The sequence below is a fragment of the Streptomyces sp. 891-h genome (assembly GCF_022760275.1).
In the GTDB taxonomy this organism is placed as follows: domain Bacteria; phylum Actinomycetota; class Actinomycetes; order Streptomycetales; family Streptomycetaceae; genus Streptomyces; species Streptomyces spirodelae.
The window spans coordinates 641,998-662,614 of record NZ_CP050693.1 but is presented as its reverse complement, the minus strand read 5'-3'; the positions used below and the strand labels follow the sequence as shown (position 1 = coordinate 662,614).

Genomic DNA, 20,617 nt, shown 5'->3' with positions numbered 1-20,617 from the left:
AGCCTAGGGCTTCTCCGAGTCGACTCCCGGCCGCTTCTTCCGCCACAGCCCGCGGGTGAAGTCCGGGATCTCCTGCGGTGTGCCCTTGGCCTTGATCGAGGCGTGGCTGAGCGGCACAGGTGAGGTCCATGTGGCGGCGTCATAGACGTCGAAGTCGGGCACCAGTCCCAGGCGCATGCACTGCACCAGCCGGAACAGCATGATGTAGTCCATGCCACCGTGCCCGCCGGGCGGATCGGCGTGTTCCTTCCACAGCCAGTGGTCGTGGCTCTTGTACTTGTCGAAGTCGCCCCACTGGTCCCCGGACATGTCCGGCTCAAGGTAGATCCGCGGCGGGTAGTCCTCGAAGACGCCTTTGGTTCCGCCGAGGATGTTGATGCGGGAGTAGGGGTGCGGGTTGGAGACGTCATGCTCCAGGCGGACAACTCTGCCCTTGGCTGTCTGGACGAGGCTGATCGACATATCGCTTTCGATGTATGTCTCCTTCCAGCTCTCGTGGCCGGGCGGCATGTGCTCTTTCCGGTAGGCGGCCAGGCCGAGCGCCGGTGAACCGAAGGTGGCGATGCGGACCGCGCGGTCGCCGCGGTTGATGTCCATGTAGTTGGCGGCCGGGCCGAATCCGTGATTCGGGTAGAGGTCGCCCTTCAGCCGGGTGTGCCACTTCCGGCGCCAAGGCCATTCGTAGTAGTCCGGGTCGAACATCAGCCCGCGCAGGTCGTGAAGGTAGGCGCCCGCGCTGTGCAGCAGGTCGCCGAAGAGCCCTTCGTGTGCCATCCGCAGCACGCGCATCTCGTTCCGCCCGTAGACGCAGTTCTCCAACTGCATGCAGTGCTTGCGCGTCTGCTCGGAGAGGTCGACCAGTTCCCACAACTGATCCAGTTCCATGGCGATGGGGCATTCGACGCCGACATGTTTGCCGCCCTTCATCGCGGCCTTGGCCATCTCGAAATGCCAGTCCCACGGGGTGGCGACATATACGAAGTCGACATCACCGCGTCTGCACAGCTTCTCGAAGTCGTGGTCGCCCTTGGCGTAGAGGGCAGGCGCGGGCTGCCCGGCGTCGGTGACCTTCTTCGCGGCGCGTTCGGTCTTCTCCCGTACCGGATCGCACAGCGCGACCACGCGCACGCCCTCCAGTGCGAGGAACAGGTCGATCATGCTGCCGCCGCGCTGCCCCAGTCCGATCATGCCCACCCGCACGGTGCGGCGCTCCTCGAACGGCACGCCGATCATCGTCCTGCCGCGGCGAGGCGGCGTCTTCGCGGTGGCCTCGCCCTCCTGTGCTGCCGAGGCGGCACCGGGCTGTGCCGCCTCGGCTCCTGGGCCGCCCAGTGCGCCGATGCCCAGCCCGGCGCCCGCGACGCCGGCGGTCCGCAGGACCGAACGGCGGCTGAATCCTTGGTCGTCACTCATCGGGTCTCCCGCAGCTCTGTGCACGCCGACTCGCGGCTCCCTGCACGTCGGATGGGTGAACTCGGCTCAGGACCTTCGTGGTTGAGACCTGTGGTGCGCAAGAGTGCGAACTTGGACTCTCGTTGCCTGTGGATGGACTTCCGTTTCCGCAAAATCTTGCTGCAACTCACTGGAAATATTTGCGGAACCTCTTGACGACGCTCTTGCGCGGCGGCAGGCTCCCGGCCGTAACCCCATGAAGGTGCCGTATCCGGCGGCGCGTTCACCCTCCCCCCACGGTGGCCCAGGCGCCTGGCTGCCTTCCCGGGCACGCCTGTGCCCGCACACCGAAGGAGCCGCACGATGAGAAAGCGACTGCTCAGCGCCAGTACGGCGGCAACGCTGGCGGCAAGCGGACTGATCGCGGCGACGCCCTGGCACGCCCAGGCGGCACCGCCCGGCGGAAAGAGCGTCACCGCAACGCTGTTCGAGCGGCCGTTCACCTCGGTCGCGAAGGAGTGCACGGACACTCTCGGTCCGGCCGGATACGGCTACGTCGAGGTCTCGCCCGCCACCGAGCACATCCAGGGCGACCAGTGGTGGACGTCGTACCAGCCGGTCAGCTACAAGATCGCCGGCCGGCTCGGTGGTCGCGACGAGTTCGCGAAGATGGTCGAAACCTGCGAGGCGGCAGGTGTCAAGGTGATCGCCGACGCCGTCATCAACCACATGACCTCCGGCTCCGGCACCGGTACCGGCGGCACTCGGTACACCAAGTACGGCTATCCGGGCCTCTTCGAGGACGCCGACTTCCACGGCTGCCGCAAGGACATCACCGACTACACCGACCGCGAGAACGTCCAGAACTGCGAACTCCTCGGCCTGGCCGACCTGGACACCGGCAGCGAGAAAGTGCGCGGCGCCATCGCCGGCTACCTCGACGACCTGCGCTCGCTCGGTGTGGCGGGCTTCCGTATCGACGCGGCCAAGCACATGGCCGCCGCCGATGTGGCGGCCATCAAGGCGAAGATGACCCAGGACCCCGGCTTCTGGGTCAGCGAGGTCATCCACGGCGACGGCGAGGCCGTGCAGCCCGGGGAGTACACGGGCATCGGCGACGTGGACGAGTTCCGCTACGGCCGCCGACTCAAGAGCGCTTTCCAGGGCGGCGATCTCGGCTCACTTCAGACCATCGGCGACGGCATGCTGGGCAGCGGCGCAGCCCGTACGTTCGTCGACAACTGGGACACCGAACGCAACGGCTCCACTCTCACCTACAAGGACGACGCGGCCTACACGCTCGCCAATGTCTTCGAACTGGCCCATCCCTACGGTTCACCGAACATCTTCTCCGGCTACACCTTCAACGATCCCGACGCCGGGCCGCCCAGCGGTGCCGAGGGATGGACCGACGCCCATGCCAGGCCCGAGATCACCGGCATGGTCGGCTTCCGCAACGCTGTCGGTACGGCGGAGCTGACGAACTGGTGGTCCGAGGGACAGGCTCTCGCCTTCGGCCGCGGTGACAAGGGTTTCGTGGCACTGAACAACGGCGACGGCGAGCTGAGCAGGACTTTCCAGACCTCACTGGCCCCCGGTGCGTATTGCAACGTCGCCGCCGCACAAGGCGGCTGCGCACAGAAGGTCACCGTCGATGCCGACGGCAGGGCGCGGATGACGGTCCCCGCGCACGGGGCAGTCGCCCTGCACGTGGACGCGACGGCGAAGACGACAGGTACGGCACACGGTAGGCGGTGACACGCACGGCCTCACGACGTGCACGGCCTGGTGGCGTGTCCGTACCGGTGACACGCACGGCCGGTGGCGCGCGTCGTGGGGCCTGTCGGCGTGGCGGACTACCGCGGCCGGGTGGCCGATTCCAGCTCCTGGAGCACCGAGTGGTATCCCCGGTTGCCGGTCGCATGGTCGAGGCCGATCTCGCACGTCCGGTTGGCCGACAGATAGGTGTCGTAGGAGCGTGTCGTCACCTCCGCCGCCTCGCGGGCCGTCGCGGAGGCGGTGAGCTCCTGGTGCAGCAGCCCGCGGTCGCCCGCGAAGGCGCAGCAACCCGCGTCCAGCGGCACCACGACCTCTTCGGCGCACGCCTCGGCCACCTCGCGCAGTTCCGCCTCGTCTCCCAAATGGCGCATCGAGCACGTCGGGTGGAGCACGGCCGAGCCGACGCGTCGCTCGACCGCAAGGTGGGGCAGCAGCTCCCGGGCGGCCCATACGAGCGAGTCGAGGACGGTCAGCCTGTCGTGGAGTTTGCGGTTGGCCGGTGTCAGGTAGGGCACCACCTCTTCCGCGATGCCCAGGGTGCAGGAGGAGGCGTCCACGACGAGGGGCAGTTCGCCGCCGTCCGTCCACCGCCACGCCGCCTCGACCATGCGGTTGGCCATCAGCGTGTTGCCCGCCTCGTACCCCTTGGAGTGCCAGATGGTCGCACAGCAGGTGCCGGTGACATCCTCCGGGATCCACACCGGACGGCCGGCTCGGGCGGAGACGGTGACCACGGCCTCCGGCAGCGACAGTCCCACGTAACCGTCCGGGTCGCCGAAGATGCGGTTCACACACGCCGGGTAGTAGACGGCGACGGCCTGCTGTCTGCTCGTCGCCGGGAGCCGCTTGGCGGCGGGTGCGGGAATCTCCGGCAGCCACTCGGGCACCAGGTCGGGGCGGACGACTCTACGGGCAGCGCCGGTGGCCGCGCCGAGCAGCCGGTCCCCGAGGTCGCCACGGCGTCCCCGAAGCCGTCGGCGGAGCTGGTCCGCAGCGGCCACGGCGAGCCTTGTCGAACGCTCCACCTGTGCGAAGTGCCGTGCGGTGCGCTCCGCGTTCCGCTCCTCGCGGGGCGAGTGCCGGGCGTGCCGGAGCTTCTTCATCAGTGCGCCTGTATCGATGCCGACGGGGCAGTCCAGCTTGCAGGTGGAGTCGCCCGCGCAGGTGTCCACGGCGTCGTAGCCGTAACTGGCCAGCAAGTTCTCGCCCACGAGGGAGTCGGGGGACTGGCGTGTCATCTCGCGGCGCAGCACGATCCGCTGGCGCGGCGTGGTGGTCAGGTCCTCGCTCGGGCAGGTCGGCTCGCAAAAGCCGCACTCGATGCACGGGTCGGCGAGCGCTTCGACGGCCGGGATCGACTTCAGGCCGCGCAAGTGCGCCCGCGGGTCCCGGTCCAGCAGCACTCCCGGGGCCAGCACTCCGGTCGGGTCCAGCAGACGCTTGACGCGCCACATCAGCTCCGTGGCCTCGCTGCCCCACTCGAGTTGCAGGAAGGGCGCGATATTGCGGCCGGTGGCGTGCTCGGCCTTGAGGGATCCGTCGAAGCGCTGGACGGTCATCCGGCAGAACTCGTCCATGAAGGCCGCGTAGCGCTGTACGTCGCCCGGGTCGGCGGCGTCGAAGGCCAGCAGGAAGTGCAGGTTGCCGTGTGCGGCATGGCCCGCGACGGCTGCGTCGAAACCGTGCCGCTCCTGGAGCTCCAGCAGGGCCTCGCACGCCTCGGCGAGCCGGGAGGGCGGTACGGCGAAGTCCTCGGTGATCAGCGTGGTGCCGGAGGGGCGGGAGCCGCCGACCGCGGTGACGAACGCCTTGCGGGCCTTCCAGTAGGAGGCGATCGTGGCGGGGTCGCGGGTCAGTTCGTTGGTGACCGAGGCAACGGGCGCCACCAGCTCCAGTTCGGCCAGCAGTTCGCGCGCGGCCTGTTCACGCTCCGCGCGCGTGGTGTCGTCGGGGGAGCGGAACTCCACCAGCAGGGCGGTGGTTTCCTTCGGGAGCCTTGCCCAGTCCTGGGGCACCCCGGAGACGCTGACCGAGGCGCGAAGCGTGTTGCCGTCCATCAGTTCGACGGACATCGCCCCGGCCGCGTTGAAGCGCGGTACGGCGGCGGCCGCGGCGGACAGGGACGGGAAGAAGAACAGCCCGGTGGAGGTGTGCCGGTGCAGCGGGAGGGTGTCGAAGACGAATTCGGCGAGGAAGCCGAGAGTGCCCTGGGAGCCCACCATCAGCCCGCGCAGGATCTCGACCGGGGTCGTGCCGTCCAGGAAGGCGTCCAGGCGGTAGCCGTTGGTGTTCTTCAACTCGTGCTTGGCCCGGATGCGGGCCACCAGCTCCGGTTCGGCCTCGATCTCCGCCTTGAGGGCCAGTAGCCCCGCGCACAGCTCCGGTTCGGCGTGGGCCAGCTTCTCATCCGCCTCGGGATCGGCCGTGTCCACGACCGTGCCGCTGGGCAGGACGCAGGTGAGGGAGGCCACAGTGCGGTACGAGTTCCGGGTGGTGCCTGCCGTCATCCCGGACGCGTTGTTGGCGACCACTCCGCCGACCGTGCAGGCGATGGCGCTGGCCGGATCGGGGCCGAGCAGCCGCCCATGTGCCGCGAGCGCGGCATTGGCACGGAAGACGGTGGTCCCCGGCCGGATCCGGGCCTGCCGACCCTGTGCCAGCACGTCGACGCCCGCCCAGTGCCGCCTGACATCCACCAGGATGTCCTCACCCTGGGCCTGTCCGTTCAGCGACGTTCCCGCGGCGCGGAAGACGACGTCCCTGCCGTTCTCCCTGGCGTATCCGAGCACGGCTGCCACATCGGCCACGTCCTCGGCCAGCACCACCACCTGCGGGATGAAGCGGTACGGGCTCGCGTCGGAGGCGTAGCGCACCAGGTCGGAGACTTTGGTGAGCACCTTGTCGGCGCCCAGCAGCCTCTCCAGGTCACCGCGCAGCGGCTGCGGGGTTCCCTGCGCCCTGGCCTCGGGAACCCGGTCTGCGGCCGGGGAGTGGTCCGCGCCGGTCCGCGGACGCAGCGCGCCGGCCTTGGGTTCGAGCAGCGGCATGGCATCTCCAGGGGCGCCAGGGGGCACGGACGGGCGGGGCGGGGAGTGCGGGTGTTTGTGGGCCACATGCTAGTTCGGCCCACCGACACCGGCCCCGAGGGTCGTCCCGGCCGGGTAATGCTCGGCCGGGTAGCGGTAAACCGGCGGCGCGCTCCTTGGCGGGGTGCTCAGAGGCGCGGTGTCTCTCAGTAGTGCGGTTTCTCAGTAGTGCGGTTTCTCAGCATGGCGGTGCTCGCTCAACAGTTGAGCGCCGCCACCTCAGCAGTGGCCCTGTCGCGCGTCGAGCAGCGCCAGCAGCCTGCTGAGCTCCTCGCGCTGCCTCGGCGTCAGAGGCGCGAGGAGCTCTTCCGCCGCGCTCCTGCGGGCCTGCCGCAGTTCGGTGAGGGCCCGGGAGCCGTCCTCGGTCAGCTCGATGCGGATCACCCTGCGGTTCGTGGCGTCCGGGGCGCGCCGTACCAGTCCGCGCTCCTCCAGCGCGTCCACCAGGCTGGTGACCTGCCTGGGCACCACGCCGAGCTGGGTGGCGAGGTCCGCCATCCGTGGCGGCTGAGGGCTGTGCGCGACCGTACGCAGCATCCGGCCCTGTGCGGGCGTGACCCCGAGCGGTGCGAAGTTCTCCCGGTGCGCGTGGTTGATCCGCTTGGTGAGGCGCAGTAGCTGGTCGGCGAGGTCGGAGGCGGTCTCGTCGGAGGGTGGATGGACCATGGCAGCAGGCTATCAGGGGTTAATTCATTGTGAGTATAGGTAACGATGAACTATGCTCCGTAACCCGAACCGAAACCTGCGACGATCCGAGCCGACCTGAGCCGCAGGTCTGCGCCGCAGAGCAACCCCGAGGAGTCTCTTGCACCGTGAAGCCCCCGGCTGGACGCCGCCGAAGGAACCGCTGAGCGCGGAGCGGTCAACCGGACAGTCCGCTGAGCAGCCCGCGCAGGTGCGCCGCATCCTGCGTCTCTTCCGCCCCTACCGCGGCCGTCTGGCCCTGGTCGGCCTCTTGGTGGCCGCCTCCTCCCTGGTCTCGGTGGCCTCGCCGTTCCTGCTGCGCGAGATCCTGGACGTCGCCATCCCGCAGCAGCGCACCGGACTGCTGTCGCTGCTCGCCCTCGGCATGATCGTCACCGCCGTGGTGACCAGCGTCTTCGGCGTGCTCCAGACGCTCATCAGCACCACGGTCGGGCAGCGGGTCATGCACGATCTGCGCACCGCGGTCTACGCCAAGCTCCAGCGGATGCCGCTCGCCTTCTTCACCCGCACCCGGACCGGCGAGGTCCAGTCCCGCATCGCCAACGACATCGGCGGTATGCAGGCGACCGTCACCTCCACCGCCACCTCGCTCGTCTCCAACCTCACCAGCGTGGTGGCCACGATCGTCGCCATGCTCGCGCTGGACTGGCGGCTCACCCTCGCCTCGCTGGCGCTGCTGCCCTTCTTCGTGTGGGTGAGCCGCCGGGTGGGCCGGGAGCGCAAGCGCATCACCACACAGCGGCAGAAACAGATGGCCGCCATGTCCGCCATCGTCACCGAGTCCCTGTCGGTCAGCGGCATCCTGCTCGGCCGCACCATGGGCCGGGCCGACTCGCTCACCCGGAACTTCGCAGACGAGTCCGAGCGGCTGGTCGACCTGGAGATCCGCTCCAACATGGCCGGACGCTGGCGCATGGCCACCATCGGCATCGTCATGTCCGCCATCCCGGCGCTGCTCTACTGGACGGCCGGCATGCTGACCCGATTCGGCGGCCCGGCCTTCTCCATCGGCACGCTCGTCGCCTTCGTCACCCTCCAGCAGGGACTGCTGCGTCCGACTGTCTCGCTGCTCAGCACCGGCGTGGAGATGCAGACCTCACTGGCGCTCTTCCAGCGCATCTTCGAGTACCTCGACCTGCCGGTGACCATCACCGAGCCGGCCCGCCCGGTGCAGCTGCCGAAGGTGCGCGGTGAGGTCCGCTTCGAAAGCGTCGACTTCACCTACGACACCCGCCCGCCGGGCAGCCCGGCGCACGACACCGGGTACACCCTGCGCGGCATCGATCTGACCGTCCCGGCGGGCAGCAGCCTCGCCGTGGTGGGAGCGACCGGCTCCGGCAAGAGCACTCTCAGCTACCTGGTGCCCCGCCTCTACGACGTGACAGGCGGCCGCGTCACCCTCGACGGTGTCGATGTGCGGGACCTCGACTTCGCGACGCTCAGCACGGCCGTCGGCGTGGTCTCCCAGGAGACCTACCTCTTCCACGCGACCGTCGCCGACAACCTCCGCTTCGCCAAGCCGGACGCCACGGACGAGGAACTGCGCGAGGCAGCGCGGGCGGCACAGATCCACGACCACATCGCCGCGCTCCCGGACGGCTACGACACGCTGGTCGGCGAGCGCGGCTACCGCTTCTCCGGCGGCGAGAAGCAGCGTCTCGCGCTGGCGCGCACCATCCTGCGCGACCCGCCCGTGCTGATCCTGGACGAGGCCACCAGCGCCCTCGACACCCGCACCGAACGCGCCGTCCAGGAGGCCATCGACGCGCTCTCCCAAGGGCGCACCACGCTCACCATCGCCCACCGCCTCTCCACCATCCGGGACGCCGATCAGATCGTCGTACTGGACGGCGGCCGGATCGCCGAACGGGGCACCCATACCGAACTCCTGGCCGCCGACGGCAGATACGCGGCCCTGGTACGGCGCGACAGTGAGACGGCGGACGTGCCGGTCGGCGGCTGATCCCGTCGGCCCTCTGGCTCACCGGTAGAGGAGATACTGGCGCCGCACCCGTTCGAAGTGGCGCACCTCCGAGCGCCACGCGCCGGTGACCTCCTCCAGGCCGTGCCCCGCGTCCAGCATCTCCCGCAGCCGTGCGGAGCCCGACAGTTTGTCGATCCAGTACGGCCGCTTGGGATCGGCGTCCTTGCGCCAGGCGAAGCCGTCGTACCGCATCGCCTCGCGCAGCATGGCCACCGCCGTTGGCACGGCCTGGTAGCGGACGGGGTCGGTCACCAGCAGCTGTACGCCCGCGCAGGTCTTGCCCTGATGCTTGCTGAAGGTGGGCACGAAGTAGCCCTCCCGGAAGAGCACTCCCGGCAGCCGCAGTGCGTTGAGCCGGTCGCTGTAGTGGTGGTCCAGGAACGGCGCGCCGATGAACTGGAACGGCAGTGTGGTGCCACGCCCCTCCGACAGGTTCGTCCCCTCGAAGTACCCGGTGCCCGCATACGCGGTCGCCGTGTCTGGGGTGGGGACGTTCGGGGACGGCGGCACCCAGACCAGTCCCGTCCGGTGCGCCGTCGTACGGGGCGACCAGCCGCGCACCCGTACGACCTCCAGCTCCACCTGTCCGCCGTCGCCCTCGTCGGGCAGCAGTTCCCCGTTGAAGTAGCGGGCCAGCTCACCCACCGTCATACCGTGCTGCTGGATGATGGGCTTCAGTCCGACCCCCGAGGCGAACTCGGGGGTCAACAGCGGGCCGTCCGCTCTGCGGCCGATCGGATTCGGCCGGTCCAGGACGACGAAGGCCGCGCCGATCTCCCGCGCCGCGACCATGGCGTGGTACATGGTCCAGATGTACGTGTAGAAGCGAACCCCGACGTCCTGGATGTCGAAGACGACGGTGTCCACGCCGGCCTTGCGGAAGAGGGCGGCCATCTTGACCCCGTCCGCGCCGTACGCGTCATAGACCGTCAGACCGGTACGCGGGTCCTCGAACTCCGGCTCGGACTCACCCGCCTGCGCGCTGCCCCGGAAACCGTGTTCCGGGCCGAAGACTCCCACAATGCGCAGCTCGCGCTGGGCGGCCATCGAATCCACCACATGGCGCGCGTCCCGCAGCACGCCTGTCGGGTTGCTGACGACCCCGACCTTCCGGCCCCGCAGAATGCGCCAGCCTCCCGCCGCCGCGACGTCGGCGCCCGGGGTCACGGGGCGTGCGCCGCTCCGGCCGGCGGTCTGTCCGGACGGTGCCGCCGCAGCGGAGGGGGAGAACAGCGGGGTGGCGACAGCGGCGGCTGTGCCACCGGCCAGCAGCGAACGGCGCGAGGGTGCAGCGGTCATGTGGGACCGTCCTTCCGGCGTCCAGGGACAGCAGGCGGTGGGGCAAGCTAATACGACCGCACGAGCGTCGACCAGAGGGCGCGCAGCAGTGACGTCCGTCCAAGGGCGCGTCGGCGCGCTGGACCATGCGGCGGAAGGGCGGAAGGGCGGAAGGGGGGAACGGCGGGAACAGCGGGACCGCCGACGGGACCGCCGGCGGTAACCGGTGTGCGCGTGGCCCCCCGGCACGTCAGGATGGGGCCATGCCCACGAACATCACCCTGGTGCAAGGCGACATCACCGAACAGGACGTCGACGCCGTGGTCAACGCCGCCAACTCCTCGCTGATGGGCGGCGGAGGTGTGGACGGCGCCATTCACCGCAAGGGCGGCCCGGACATCATCGCCGAGTGCCGCAAGCTGCGCGCCGAGCGCTACGGGCGCGGCCTGCCCACCGGACAGGCCGTCGCCACGACAGCGGGACGGCTGACGGCACGCTGGGTCATCCATACGGTGGGCCCGGTCTTCAGCCAGGAGGAGGACCGCTCGGAACTGCTGGCCTCCTGCCACCGTGAGTCGCTGCGGGTGGCGCGCGAGCTCGGGGCCCGTACGGTCGCGTTCCCCGCCATCTCCACGGGCGTCTACCGCTGGCCGCTCGACGACGCGGCACGCATCGCGGTGCGGACGCTGCGGGAAGAGGGCGAGGGATTCGCCGAGCTGCGACTCGTCCTGTTCGACCAGCGCTCCTACGACACCTTCCGCGCCGCTGTCTGAACGCAGCTCAGACCGGCTCGATCAGCTCCGTAGCGCGCAGCATCGCCGCTGTGGCGAGCGGGTCACCGCCGTCCGCGCTTGCGATGACATCCAACGCCGTGTCGGCGAACTTGATGGCGTGCTCGTCACCGTGCGCCGCCGCACGGGCGAAGGCCTCCTGTGGGGGGACCGGCGAGCCGGAGGGAACCGGTTTGCCCTCAGCGGGGCCGTAGACAGCTGTGACGGCCGCGCTCGCGGCCCACGCGGCGTCCGCTCCGGCGGCCCACAGCGTGCGGGGAAGCGCGGGCAGGATGCGCAGTACAGCGTTGGGCGCGGTCGCGGCGTGCACCAGCATGACGGGTGAGCCGTGTGCGTGTGTGGCGTACCTCCGGGTGGCCGCGCGCACGATCTCCTCCAGGTCGGCACGCGCTTCGTCGGGATCGGTACCGCCCGAACCGGCCTTCTCCGCTGCCGTTCGTGCAGCCGGGACCGGCCGCTGTGGCAGGGCGGTGATACGGGCGAGTCGTGCGCGGATTCCACCGCTCTGATCGGCGATCAGCGGCACCGCCTCGTAGCCCGCCTCGGCGGACGTTTCCGCGGGCAGCATCGTCACACCCGACAGAGTGCTGTGCCGGGCCGCCCAGTACCCGAGCGCGTGTGCCAGTTCCGTTCGGCGCGGTGCCGTCTGGCCGTCGTCTGTGAGCAGGGCCCGGACGGCGTGTCCTGTCCTGATCACCGGGTGGGTGGCGCCCGCGGAGATGCCGGGCAGCAGCCGGGGCCACCACAGGGCGAGCACGTCCTGCCAGGGGTGCTCGTCGACCTGGTGGGTGAAGTAGTCGGTCCAGTCGGCGAGCCGCCGGGGGTCGCCCAGTGCTTCGCGCCAGTTGGCCTCGGTGACGGGCGTGTCGGGGCTGGGCATGTCCTCCAGCTTGTCCCGGTAGGCGTCGATCCAGCGGTGCACGGAGCGGGCCTGCCCGTGCCGCACCAGAGCCTCCACGGCCATCGGCGCGTGGTTGCTGAGCCAGCCCTCGTGCTCGGGCCCGCAGGTGTGCAGGCGCTCCAGTGCCTCGTCCAGTGTTCCGGTGCGGTCGGCTGTTCCGGCGCTGTCGGCGCGGTGGGCGCCCTGAGTGTCTGAGTCCATGCCGGGACGCTAAAGGGCACTGGACCGGCCGATAACGGACGCGGGCCCGAATCCGCCTACTTCCGAAGACCTAGGCGGCTCGCAGGCTTCGCCCGGACCCTCCTGCGACCGGACCCGGTGGCCTTCCGCGGTCAGGCGCGGCTGCCCGAGCGGGCCAGCCACCGGCCATCCTGGCGGGTGACCTCGATGGGGCGGCCGAAGCACTGCGTCATCAGTTCACCGGTCAGCACTTCGGAGACCGGGCCGACCGCGGTGATCCTGCCCTCGCGCAGCAGCAGCGCGTGACTGGTGCTGGGCGGCAACTCCTCCAGATGGTGGGTGACCGTCACGGTCGCCAGAGACGGGGGGTCGGCGGCCAGGCGGCGCAGCGCGTCGATCAGGTCCTCACGGGACGGCAGGTCGAGCGCGTTGAACGGCTCGTCCAGCAGGAGCAGCGACGGCGCGGGCATCAGGGCACGGGCGATGAGGATGCGGGCCCGCTGGCCGCCGGAGCAGACCCCGAACGGCCGATCGGCCAGCTCCTTGCACTGCAGTTCCGAGAGCAGCTCGCTCGCCAGCCGGCGGGTCTCCTCGTCGTACTTGCGCCACAGCGGCTGTACGGTGCCGGTCGCACCGGTCAGTACGACCGTGTGAGCCGTGGCGTCCTGCGGCACCCGCTGTGCTGTCGACACATGGCCGATGTGGGCGCGCAGTTCGCGTACATCCACCCTGCCGAGCCTGTTGCCCAGCACCTCCACGCTGCCGGTCGTGGGGTGCATGACGGCGCCGAGCAGCTTCAGCAGTGTGGTCTTCCCCGCACCGTTGGCCCCCAGGAGGGCCCAGTGCTCGCCGGCCCGTACCGACCAGTCGATCCCGTCGAGGATGAGCTGCTCGGAGGTCGTACGGCGGACACCGACCTGCTCGATCGAGGCGACCTGGCGGGGTGAGGGCTGGTTCATCGGAGGCCTCCCGTACCTGCTGCGCGGTGGGCGGCGCAACGGAACACCGGGCTCCGCGCCGCTGTGCGGGCGCCCAGGTTAGCTGTGCGCTGCAGCGGCCTGCGCGAGTGTCTCACCGCCGCCGGTGGCCAGGGGTGCACCGTGTCCGAAGCAGACGGTCTCCACGCTCTCGCGAGCGCCCAGTGCGCACAGCCGCTTGAACGCCGTGATGGTGCGAGCCCTGTCCTGGTTGAAGACACCGGGTGCGGGAGCGTCCTCGATCCGCGCGACGGTGTCCCCGGTGAACAGCGTGCGGTGCTCGGGCAGCAGCAGCGCGAGGCTGCCCTGTGTGTGGCCGGGAACGGACAGCACGGTGGCGCCGCCGCCGAGCTCCAGCACATCCCCCTCGTCCACCTCCCGGTCCACCTGGCAGGGCGGTGCCAGCGGTACTGCGGGGGCGTCCGCTGTGATGCCGAACGGGGCGTGCACCTGGTCGAAGACGGCGCGCTCCCACTCCGGCGCGCCGGCCATGTCCGGCGGTGGCGCGGGCACCTGGCCACGGACCACCGGCGCGTCCGCGCGGTGAGCCACCACCTCGGCCCCGTGGCGGGCGGCCAGTTCGGCGGCCGAACCGGTGTGGTCGAGATGGAAGTGGGTGAGCACGATCCGCCGGAGCGCGGCGGGTTCGCCGCCGCAGTGCCGGATGGCGGCCTCCACCGCGTCGGCGCTGCCGGGCGGGCCGGTGTCGATGAGTGAGATCTCCTCACCGTCCCGCCACAGATACGCCTGCCCGACAGCGAACGGGATCACATGCAGAAAGGGCCGCACCGGCTGAGGTTCCATGGCGGGACCGTATGCGGTCTCCCGGCCCGGCTGTCAGCGCTTTACGCCGGGCGCGTAGCGGCTGCGCGCTCAGCGAACTCCCGCCCGGCGCCGGGAAGTCGCCGGAACCGCGCGCAGGGCGCAGACGCGTGCGGGTGCTGCCGGGTGCGGGCACGTGCGATGTGCGGGCGCGTACGGTCAGCGGCCCCGCAGCGCCTTCCCGTAGCGGCCCACAGGTGGCAGCCAGCACAGCACCACTGCGAGCAGCCCGAGGACGATGGCGCCGAGGCTGGTCGCGTACAGCCCGGTCGGGGCGGCGTCGCGCAGGACGAGCATGTGCGGGAAAGCAGCCGCCAGCACCGCGAAGACGCTGAGCAGCACGCGTGCCCAGATCGCCCCCGTACGGGCGAACAGCGCGAACAGCGCCACGGCGACGGCGAGGACCAGGGCGATCGTCGCCCGCGCCGACATGGTGCTCTCCCAGTCGGTGACGATGCCGTCCCACGCGGTGCCGGTGAGCTGTTTGACATCGGCCGCTGTCGTACCGGCGGGCAGACCGACCGCGGCCGGGTCGCTGTCCACGGCTTTGCGCACGTTCTCGTCGGCGAGGTCCTTGCCGCCGACGTAGACCAGTAGTGCGCCGACAGCGCCGGAGAGGGCGGACAGTACGGTGACGGCCAGCATGACGACCACGAGGCCCGGTCTCCTCACCGGTCCGACGGCCGGGTGGCCAGTGCCAGGAAGGCCGGAGGGCATGCCGGTGCGGGGGGCGGTCTGGGGGTGGCTCACGTGCACGAACTCCTTGCGGAACTGCAGGGGAAAGAACGAACGGCTCGACCCTTACACGGGAACACCCGGCCGAACCACCGGTTCCGCTAAGGAACCTGGAGAACATTGCGCCTGAACTCGCGGACACGGGACGGCAGTTAGGCTGCTGAGCCCGAAACCGCCCGGACCGAGGAGAGTGACCAGCACATATGCCCCTGCCAGGCACCGCCGACTACCCACCTGGGTTGCTCGACGTCACGATGGACCAACTGCGGACCCTGCTCGCCGTGTACGAGGAGGGCACGGCTCTGGGCGCCGCTCGCCGGCTGGGCCGCGAGCAGTCCAGCATCCAGAAGCAGCTCGACACGATGAACCGCAAGCTGGGCGACCACTGCGGCGAGCCCCTACTGCGCAAACGTGGACGAGGCGAGCGGGTGCACTTCACCCGCACCGGCGAGGAGCTGGCCCGGCTGGCGCGCGGCACACTGGACGGCTGGCGCGAAGGGCTGGACACCGCCCGCAGACGCCGCGGCCGCAGTCTGCGCGTCGGCTCCACCCGCTACACGCTCGGCTACCTCCTGAACGCGGTGGAACAGGTCAACGACCGGTTCACCCGAGAAGGAGTGGAGCTGACGATGGCGCACGTCCGCAGCGGGGCGGTGCTGGAGAAGCTCCGCTCCCACGAACTCGACCTGGTGTGCGGCAGCATCCTCGTCTCGGCGTCCGCGGGGGCCGCCGAGACGACAGCCGCCGGGCACGACGTCGCCCTGGGGGGCTACGAGGTCATGGAATGGCGGCGCGGCGGCTTCTGCCTGGCCACCAACCAGCCGGACGGAGATCTCGCGCAGGACGGCAGGCCGAACGGAGCGGGAGTGGGTGTGCGGGCGCTGCCGAGGCTGCCGCTCGTGGTGTCCACCGACGGGCTGATTCCCGGCGTGCTGCGCGGCTGGTTCGGACCCGAGTACCGCCGCCGGATGCGGATAGCGGCCGAAATCGACTCCGCACACTACGGCTTCGAGCTCCTCAGCTCCCGCGTGCTGTACGGCAGCATGCTCGTCACCCAGGGTATCGGGGAGGCGATAACCGAAGGCAGGCTCCCCGAGGCGCAAGGGCTGCGCACCCTGCCGCTGGTGGAGGACATGGGAACCGAACAACGGGTGCTCGTCGGGGCCTTCCGCCGCCGCGAGCCGGAGAACCGCGACCCGGACCATCCGGTGAGCCTGCTGTGGGAGGAACTGGCCCGCCGGCACGCCCGTATCCGCGCCGAGGGACGGGTATCGGCCGAGCGCGAGCCCGTACCGGCGGTCGCGCCCGTCTGCTGACGCGGACCGGCCATCGCCCGCCGCTCGCTGCCGTTGCCCGGCAGCCGGTCTCCGGGCGGTGGTCAGTCCGCGGACGGCGGTCGGTCCCCGGGCGGCTGCGGGTGTCCGGCCGCCGCACCGGAGACCAGCACCACATCGAGTGTGCGCGGCCCGTGCACGCCCTCCACCCGGTCGAGCTCGATGTCGCTGGTGGCCGACGGGCCGGAGATCCACGTCAGCGGCCGGGCCGGGTCCAGCCGTTCCAGGGCCTGCGGCACCGAGTCGACGACCTGCTCAGGCACCCGTACGACGCAGATGTGGTGGTCCGGGACGAGGGTGATGCGCCGCCGCCCTTGATCTGGCGAAGCGTCCAGGACCAGCGTGCCCGTCTCGGCCACGGCCACCGCGCACCCGGTCACCACACTGCCCACCGCGTCCAGGTCGAGCGGGGTCAGCGCCGCCGAGTCGGGCACCCGCTCGACCCCGACAGGCAGCCACTGCACGGGTACTCCCACAGGTGCCACCACACTGCGCGAGCCCCGCCGCGCCAGCAGCCCGGCGATCGTCTCCGGCAGCTCCTGCTCGGCGCAGTGGTGCACATGCGCGCGGTAGTCCGCCAAGTGGGCGGCGAGCAGCCCGACCGTCTCCTGCGTGGAGCGCTCACCGTGCACCCGCAGGTAGTCCCGGTCGACCGGGGACTGCTCGGGCCGCTCCGCGCGCGGCACGTCGGCCAGTGCGCGGCGTACCCGGCCGAGCACGGTCTCACGGCCGCTCATTCGTTGCCCTCCAGATGCCCGGAGTCGCCTGTGCGGTGCTGCTCCGCGCTGTGCTGCCCTGAGCCGTGCCGTCGCTCTGTCCCGGACCCCTCCGAGGGCCCGCGAGTGCGCCGCCACCAGTCGCGGAAGGATTCCGCCGGGACCTGTGGCACATCGCGGGTGTCCGTCCAGGCGCGCCCCGGCCCCGGCAGTCGGCTCGGCACCAGGCGCCGCGCCCGCGCGGCCAGCCGCTCCCCGGCGCCCAGGGCACGCGGATGGTCGAACGTCCAGGAGGCCGCCCGCATGGCAGCGCGTTCGGCCGCATGCCCTCTGGCGGGCTTTACGGTCGTGCGCTGCCCGCGCACGGTGACCGTTCCGCCCTGCACCACCCGCTCGCGCAGATGCACCAGTACCTCGGGAATGTCGATGGCCACCGGGCACACCTGGTAGCAGGCGCCGCACAGCGACGAGGCGTACGGCAGCGAGGCGTCCAGTCCCGTCGCCATGCTGTCGAGCTGCGGCGTGAGGATGGCGCCGATGGGCCCGGGATAGGGCGAGCCGTATGCGTGCCCTCCCGCGCGCTCGTAGACCGGGCACACATTGAGGCAGGCCGAGCAGCGGATGCAGCGCAGCGTCTGCCGGCCGACCTGGTCGGCCAGGATGTCGGTGCGCCCGTTGTCCAGCAGCACCAGGTGGAAGTCCCGGGGGCCGTCCCCGTCCGTGGTGCCCGACCAGGTCGAGGTGTAGGGGTTCATCCGCTCGGCAGTGGAGGAGCGCGGCAGCAGCTGCAGGAAGACCTCCAGGTCGCGCCAGGTGGGCACGACCTTCTCGATACCGGCCACCGAGATCAGCGTCTCGGGCAGCGTCAGGCACATCCGGCCGTTGCCCTCGGACTCCACGACGACCAGGGTGCCGCTCTCGGCCACCATGAAGTTCGCCCCGGAGATGCCCACTTTGGCGTTGAGGAACTTCTCCCGCAGATGCAGCCGCGCGGCCTCCGCGAGCTCGGCGGGACTGTCCGAGAGCCCGTCCGGCGCCGGACGCCCCCAACGGCCCATCCGCTCCCGGAAGATCTCCCGGATCTCCCCACGGTTGCGGTGAATGGCGGGCACGAGGATGTGGGAGGGGCGGTCGTCCCCCAGCTGCACGATCAGTTCGGCCAGGTCGGTCTCGTACGCCGCGATCCCGGCGCGCTCCAGTGCTTCGTTCAGGCCGATCTCCTGGGTGGCCATCGACTTGACCTTGACGACCTCGCGCTCGCCTGTCGCCCGTACCAGCCGGGTGACGATCTCGTTGGCCTGCCGCGCGTCGGCCGCCCAGTGCACGGTGCCGCCGGCGGCGCTGACGGACGCCTCCAACTGCTCCAGGTAGTGGTCGAGATGGCGCAGCGTGCGGTCCTTGATCTGCGCCCCGGCCGTGCGCAGGGCGGTCCAGTCCGCCAGCTCGGCCACGGCGCCGGCACGCTTGTCGCGGATGGTGCGGGTGGCGTGCCGCAGATTGCCGGCCAACCGCTCGTCCCTGGTGGACACCTCGGCCGCTTCCGGGAACGGCGGCATGCCCAGGTAGGTGACGCTCACCGCGGCGCCTCCTCGGTACCGGCCAGGATCTCCGCCAGATGCACGGGACGCACCCGTGAGCCCAAGCGGGAGAGCGTGCCGCCGATGTGCATCAGGCAGGAGTTGTCCACCGTGCACACCGCCCAGGCACCGCTCTCCTCGATATGGCGGGCCTTGTCGGCGCCCATGGCGCTGGAGACGGCCGCGTTCTTGACGGCGAAGGTGCCGCCGAAGCCGCAGCACTCCTCGGCTCCCTCCAGCTCGCGCAGTTCGAGCCCCTTCACCTGTTCCAGCAACAGGCGCGGCCGGTCGCCCAGGCCGAGCATGCGCAGCCCGTGACAGGTCGGGTGGTAGGTGACGGTGTGCGGATAGTAGGCGCCCACATCGGTGACCCCGAGGACGTCCACGAGGAACTCCGTCAGCTCATAGGTGCGCGGCACCGCGCGCTCAGCCACCGCAGAGAGCACCTGGCCCCGCCCCTCGGCCGCGGCTCTGGCACCGATGCGCGGATAGTTCTCGCGCACCATGGCGGCGCAGGAGCCGGACGGTACGACGATGTGGTCGTAGCCCTCGAACGCCGAAGCGTAACGGTGCACAAGAGGCTCGGTCGCGTGCCGGTAGCCCGTGTTGAACTGCGGCTGCCCGCAGCACGACTGTGCCTCGGGAAAACCGACCTCCACTCCGAGCCGTTCCAGCAGCGTCACCACGGCCTGCCCGGTGCGTGGATAGAGCGCGTCGTTGATGCAGGTGACGAAGAGCCCTACGCGCACGACGCCTCCCTTCCCTCCTCGCGCTGTGGGCCGTCGGCGGATGCGTCCCGGCGGACGCGCGCCGCGGCCCGGTGCCACGACGAGTGATCACCCGTCGGGGCATACTGTCGCAGCCGTACGCTGCTGCGCACCAGAGCCCGCAGTGCGGGGAGCGGGCCCGTCACCGCTCCGGCCGTACGCGCCTGTACCAGCACGTTCCCGTACGCGGCCGCCTCCACCGGACCCGCCACCACCGGCAGCCCGCAGGCGTCGGCCGTCAACTGGCACAGCAGCGCGTTGCGCGCCCCGCCGCCCACGATGTGCACCGTCTCCACCTGCTTCCCGGACAGCCGTTGTGCCTCGAAGACCGCCTCCCGGTGCGCCAGGGCGAGCGAGTCCAGGACACAGCGCGTCGTCTCGGCCGCGCCGCGCGGCACCGGCTGGCCGCTGCGGCGGCACGCCTCGGCGATCCGTTGGGGCATCCCTCCGGGCTCCAGGAACTCGGCGCCGCCCGCGTCCACGACCGAGCGCAGACCGGGAGCCCTGGCCGCCGACTCCAGCAGTGCGTCCAGCTCCTGTGGCGTGCCCTCCGTCTCCCAGGCGCGCAGGCACTCCTGGAGGAGCCACAGCCCCATGATGTTGCGCAGATAGCGCACCGTTCCGTCCACACCCAGTTCGTTGGTGAAGTTCGCAGCGCGGCTCTCCTCGGTGAGCACCGGGGAGGTCAGCTCGACTCCGGCCAGTGACCAGGTTCCGGTGGCGATGTAGGCGAAAGCGCCGCCCTGTGCGGGCACTCCCGCGACGGCGGACGCGGTGTCGTGCGCCCCCACCGCTGTCACGGGTACAGGTCCCGTCAGGCCTGTCTCGGCGAGCACATCGGCGCGCAGCGCTCCGGCCGGGTCGCCGGGGGAGCGCAGCGGCGGGAAGAGGCCGAGGTCCACACCGAGTGCTTCCGCGACAGCGGGTGACCAGCGACGGGTACGGGGATCGAGGAGCTGGGTGGTGGAGGCGATGGTCAGCTCGGTGCCGCGCTGTCCGGTCAGCCAGTAGGAGATCAGATCGGGGATCAGCAGCAGCTGTCGCGCCGAGCGGAATTGGTGACTGTCGCGCGCGGCGGCCAGTTGATACAGCGTGTTGATGGGCATGCGCTGGATGCCGGTGTGCGCATACAGCTCGTCGGCGGGCAGTACCTTCCCGACTTCCGTCGGCATCTGCTGGGTGCGTGCGTCGCGGTGGTGCACGGGGTTGCCGATCAGCGTGCCGTCGGCGTCCAGCAGTCCGTAATCGACGCCCCAGGAGTCGATGCCGACCGACGCCACGCCGCCCGGGCCGGCACCCGCCGCGGTGCCCGCGGCACGCAGCCCGTCCAGTACGCCCCGGTACAAGCCGAGGACGTCCCAGTGGAGGGTGCCGAGCACGCGTACCGGCCGGTTGGCGAACCGGTGCACCTCCTCCAACGCCATACTGCCGCCCTCGACCCGGCCGAGCATCACCCGGCCGCTGGAGGCGCCCAGGTCGACAGCGGCGAACGCGCTCCCACTACCGGCTCTCACGCCCGCCCGCCTCCTCCTGGCCACCGCTGCCCGCGCACCGCTTCGTCTGCCGGCCGCCGTTTGCGCGCCGCTTCGCCAG

At 70.8% G+C, this 20,617-nt stretch carries 16 protein-coding genes; 4 read left to right on the top strand and 12 right to left on the bottom strand.

Annotation, left to right across the window (positions count from 1 at the left end; all coding sequences use genetic code 11):
* Positions 1-3: 3 nt before the first annotated feature.
* The gene (locus HC362_RS02950; RefSeq protein WP_243082204.1) at positions 4-1,413 is read right to left on the bottom strand and encodes a Gfo/Idh/MocA family oxidoreductase; all 1,410 of its coding nucleotides are present in this window, start codon (positions 1,411-1,413) and stop codon (positions 4-6) included.
* Between the two features lie 342 nt (positions 1,414-1,755).
* Here HC362_RS02950 and HC362_RS02945 point away from each other — a divergent pair, with 342 nt between their 5' ends.
* Positions 1,756-3,150, top strand: coding sequence for an alpha-amylase family protein (locus tag HC362_RS02945; protein WP_243082203.1), 1,395 nt, complete (start codon positions 1,756-1,758; stop codon positions 3,148-3,150).
* A gap of 98 nt (positions 3,151-3,248) precedes the next feature.
* Here the strand turns inward: HC362_RS02945 and HC362_RS02940 are convergent, their stop codons facing one another.
* Together HC362_RS02940 and HC362_RS02935 are read right to left on the bottom strand one after the other, a co-directional pair.
* Positions 3,249-6,218: an FAD-binding and (Fe-S)-binding domain-containing protein gene (locus HC362_RS02940; protein WP_243082202.1), complete on the bottom strand. Its 2,970-nt coding sequence runs from the start codon at positions 6,216-6,218 to the stop codon at positions 3,249-3,251.
* A 258-nt stretch (positions 6,219-6,476) separates the two neighbouring features.
* On the bottom strand, positions 6,477-6,923 hold the full coding sequence (locus tag HC362_RS02935) for a MarR family transcriptional regulator (RefSeq protein WP_243082201.1): 447 nt from the start codon (positions 6,921-6,923) through the stop codon (positions 6,477-6,479).
* Between the two features lie 181 nt (positions 6,924-7,104).
* Here HC362_RS02935 and HC362_RS02930 point away from each other — a divergent pair, with 181 nt between their 5' ends.
* Positions 7,105-8,925, top strand: coding sequence for an ABC transporter ATP-binding protein (locus HC362_RS02930; protein ID WP_243088330.1), 1,821 nt, complete (start codon positions 7,105-7,107; stop codon positions 8,923-8,925).
* Positions 8,926-8,943: 18 nt separating this feature from the next.
* On the opposite strand, the gene HC362_RS02925 is transcribed toward HC362_RS02930, so the two are convergent.
* Entirely contained in the window at positions 8,944-10,245 is a 1,302-nt protein-coding gene (locus HC362_RS02925; protein ID WP_243082200.1) for a DUF1343 domain-containing protein, read from the bottom strand.
* A gap of 242 nt (positions 10,246-10,487) precedes the next feature.
* Between HC362_RS02925 and HC362_RS02920 the strand changes: the two genes are divergently transcribed.
* Positions 10,488-10,997: an O-acetyl-ADP-ribose deacetylase gene (locus HC362_RS02920; protein WP_243082199.1), complete on the top strand. Its 510-nt coding sequence runs from the start codon at positions 10,488-10,490 to the stop codon at positions 10,995-10,997.
* Positions 10,998-11,004: 7 nt separating this feature from the next.
* Here HC362_RS02920 and HC362_RS02915 read toward each other — a convergent pair whose 3' ends face one another.
* The 4 genes from HC362_RS02915 to HC362_RS02900 form a co-directional block, all read right to left on the bottom strand.
* Complete coding sequence (locus tag HC362_RS02915; RefSeq protein WP_243082198.1) at positions 11,005-12,117, bottom strand: questin oxidase family protein; 1,113 nt, start codon at positions 12,115-12,117, stop codon at positions 11,005-11,007.
* A gap of 131 nt (positions 12,118-12,248) precedes the next feature.
* Positions 12,249-13,055, bottom strand: a complete 807-nt coding sequence (locus tag HC362_RS02910; RefSeq protein ID WP_243082197.1) for an ATP-binding cassette domain-containing protein — start codon at positions 13,053-13,055, stop codon at positions 12,249-12,251.
* Positions 13,056-13,133: 78 nt separating this feature from the next.
* Complete coding sequence (locus tag HC362_RS02905; protein ID WP_243082196.1) at positions 13,134-13,877, bottom strand: MBL fold metallo-hydrolase; 744 nt, start codon at positions 13,875-13,877, stop codon at positions 13,134-13,136.
* A gap of 177 nt (positions 13,878-14,054) precedes the next feature.
* Positions 14,055-14,645, bottom strand: coding sequence for a hypothetical protein (locus HC362_RS02900; RefSeq protein ID WP_243082195.1), 591 nt, complete (start codon positions 14,643-14,645; stop codon positions 14,055-14,057).
* Positions 14,646-14,833: 188 nt separating this feature from the next.
* Between HC362_RS02900 and HC362_RS02895 the strand changes: the two genes are divergently transcribed.
* Entirely contained in the window at positions 14,834-15,946 is a 1,113-nt protein-coding gene (locus HC362_RS02895; RefSeq protein ID WP_243082194.1) for a LysR family transcriptional regulator, read from the top strand.
* Between the two features lie 62 nt (positions 15,947-16,008).
* On the opposite strand, the gene HC362_RS02890 is transcribed toward HC362_RS02895, so the two are convergent.
* From HC362_RS02890 to HC362_RS02875, 4 genes are read right to left on the bottom strand one after another with little or no spacing between them, the layout of a single operon-like run.
* Positions 16,009-16,701: an LUD domain-containing protein gene (locus tag HC362_RS02890; RefSeq protein ID WP_243082193.1), complete on the bottom strand. Its 693-nt coding sequence runs from the start codon at positions 16,699-16,701 to the stop codon at positions 16,009-16,011.
* The gene (locus HC362_RS02885) at positions 16,698-18,257 is read right to left on the bottom strand and encodes a lactate utilization protein B (protein WP_243082192.1); all 1,560 of its coding nucleotides are present in this window, start codon (positions 18,255-18,257) and stop codon (positions 16,698-16,700) included. The genes HC362_RS02890 and HC362_RS02885 overlap by 4 nt, the downstream gene beginning before the upstream one ends.
* Positions 18,254-19,006, bottom strand: a complete 753-nt coding sequence (locus tag HC362_RS02880; protein WP_243082191.1) for a (Fe-S)-binding protein — start codon at positions 19,004-19,006, stop codon at positions 18,254-18,256. The genes HC362_RS02885 and HC362_RS02880 overlap by 4 nt, the downstream gene beginning before the upstream one ends.
* Positions 18,997-20,538, bottom strand: a complete 1,542-nt coding sequence (locus tag HC362_RS02875) for a rhamnulokinase (protein WP_279240063.1) — start codon at positions 20,536-20,538, stop codon at positions 18,997-18,999. The genes HC362_RS02880 and HC362_RS02875 overlap by 10 nt, the downstream gene beginning before the upstream one ends.
* Between the last annotated feature and the right edge of the window lie 79 nt (positions 20,539-20,617).

Excerpts from the sequence above, each read along its gene's own strand:
- HC362_RS02950 (WP_243082204.1), bottom strand. The coding sequence starts at position 1,413 with ATGAGTGACGACCAAGGATTCAGCCGCCGTTCGGTCCTGCGGACCGCC.
- HC362_RS02945 (WP_243082203.1), top strand. The coding sequence starts at position 1,756 with ATGAGAAAGCGACTGCTCAGCGCCAGTACGGCGGCAACGCTGGCGGCA.
- HC362_RS02940 (WP_243082202.1), bottom strand. The coding sequence starts at position 6,218 with ATGCCGCTGCTCGAACCCAAGGCCGGCGCGCTGCGTCCGCGGACCGGC.
- HC362_RS02935 (WP_243082201.1), bottom strand. The coding sequence starts at position 6,923 with ATGGTCCATCCACCCTCCGACGAGACCGCCTCCGACCTCGCCGACCAG.
- HC362_RS02925 (WP_243082200.1), bottom strand. The coding sequence starts at position 10,245 with ATGACCGCTGCACCCTCGCGCCGTTCGCTGCTGGCCGGTGGCACAGCC.
- HC362_RS02920 (WP_243082199.1), top strand. The coding sequence starts at position 10,488 with ATGCCCACGAACATCACCCTGGTGCAAGGCGACATCACCGAACAGGAC.
- HC362_RS02915 (WP_243082198.1), bottom strand. The coding sequence starts at position 12,117 with ATGGACTCAGACACTCAGGGCGCCCACCGCGCCGACAGCGCCGGAACA.
- HC362_RS02910 (WP_243082197.1), bottom strand. The coding sequence starts at position 13,055 with ATGAACCAGCCCTCACCCCGCCAGGTCGCCTCGATCGAGCAGGTCGGT.
- HC362_RS02905 (WP_243082196.1), bottom strand. The coding sequence starts at position 13,877 with ATGGAACCTCAGCCGGTGCGGCCCTTTCTGCATGTGATCCCGTTCGCT.
- HC362_RS02895 (WP_243082194.1), top strand. The coding sequence starts at position 14,834 with ATGCCCCTGCCAGGCACCGCCGACTACCCACCTGGGTTGCTCGACGTC.
- HC362_RS02890 (WP_243082193.1), bottom strand. The coding sequence starts at position 16,701 with ATGAGCGGCCGTGAGACCGTGCTCGGCCGGGTACGCCGCGCACTGGCC.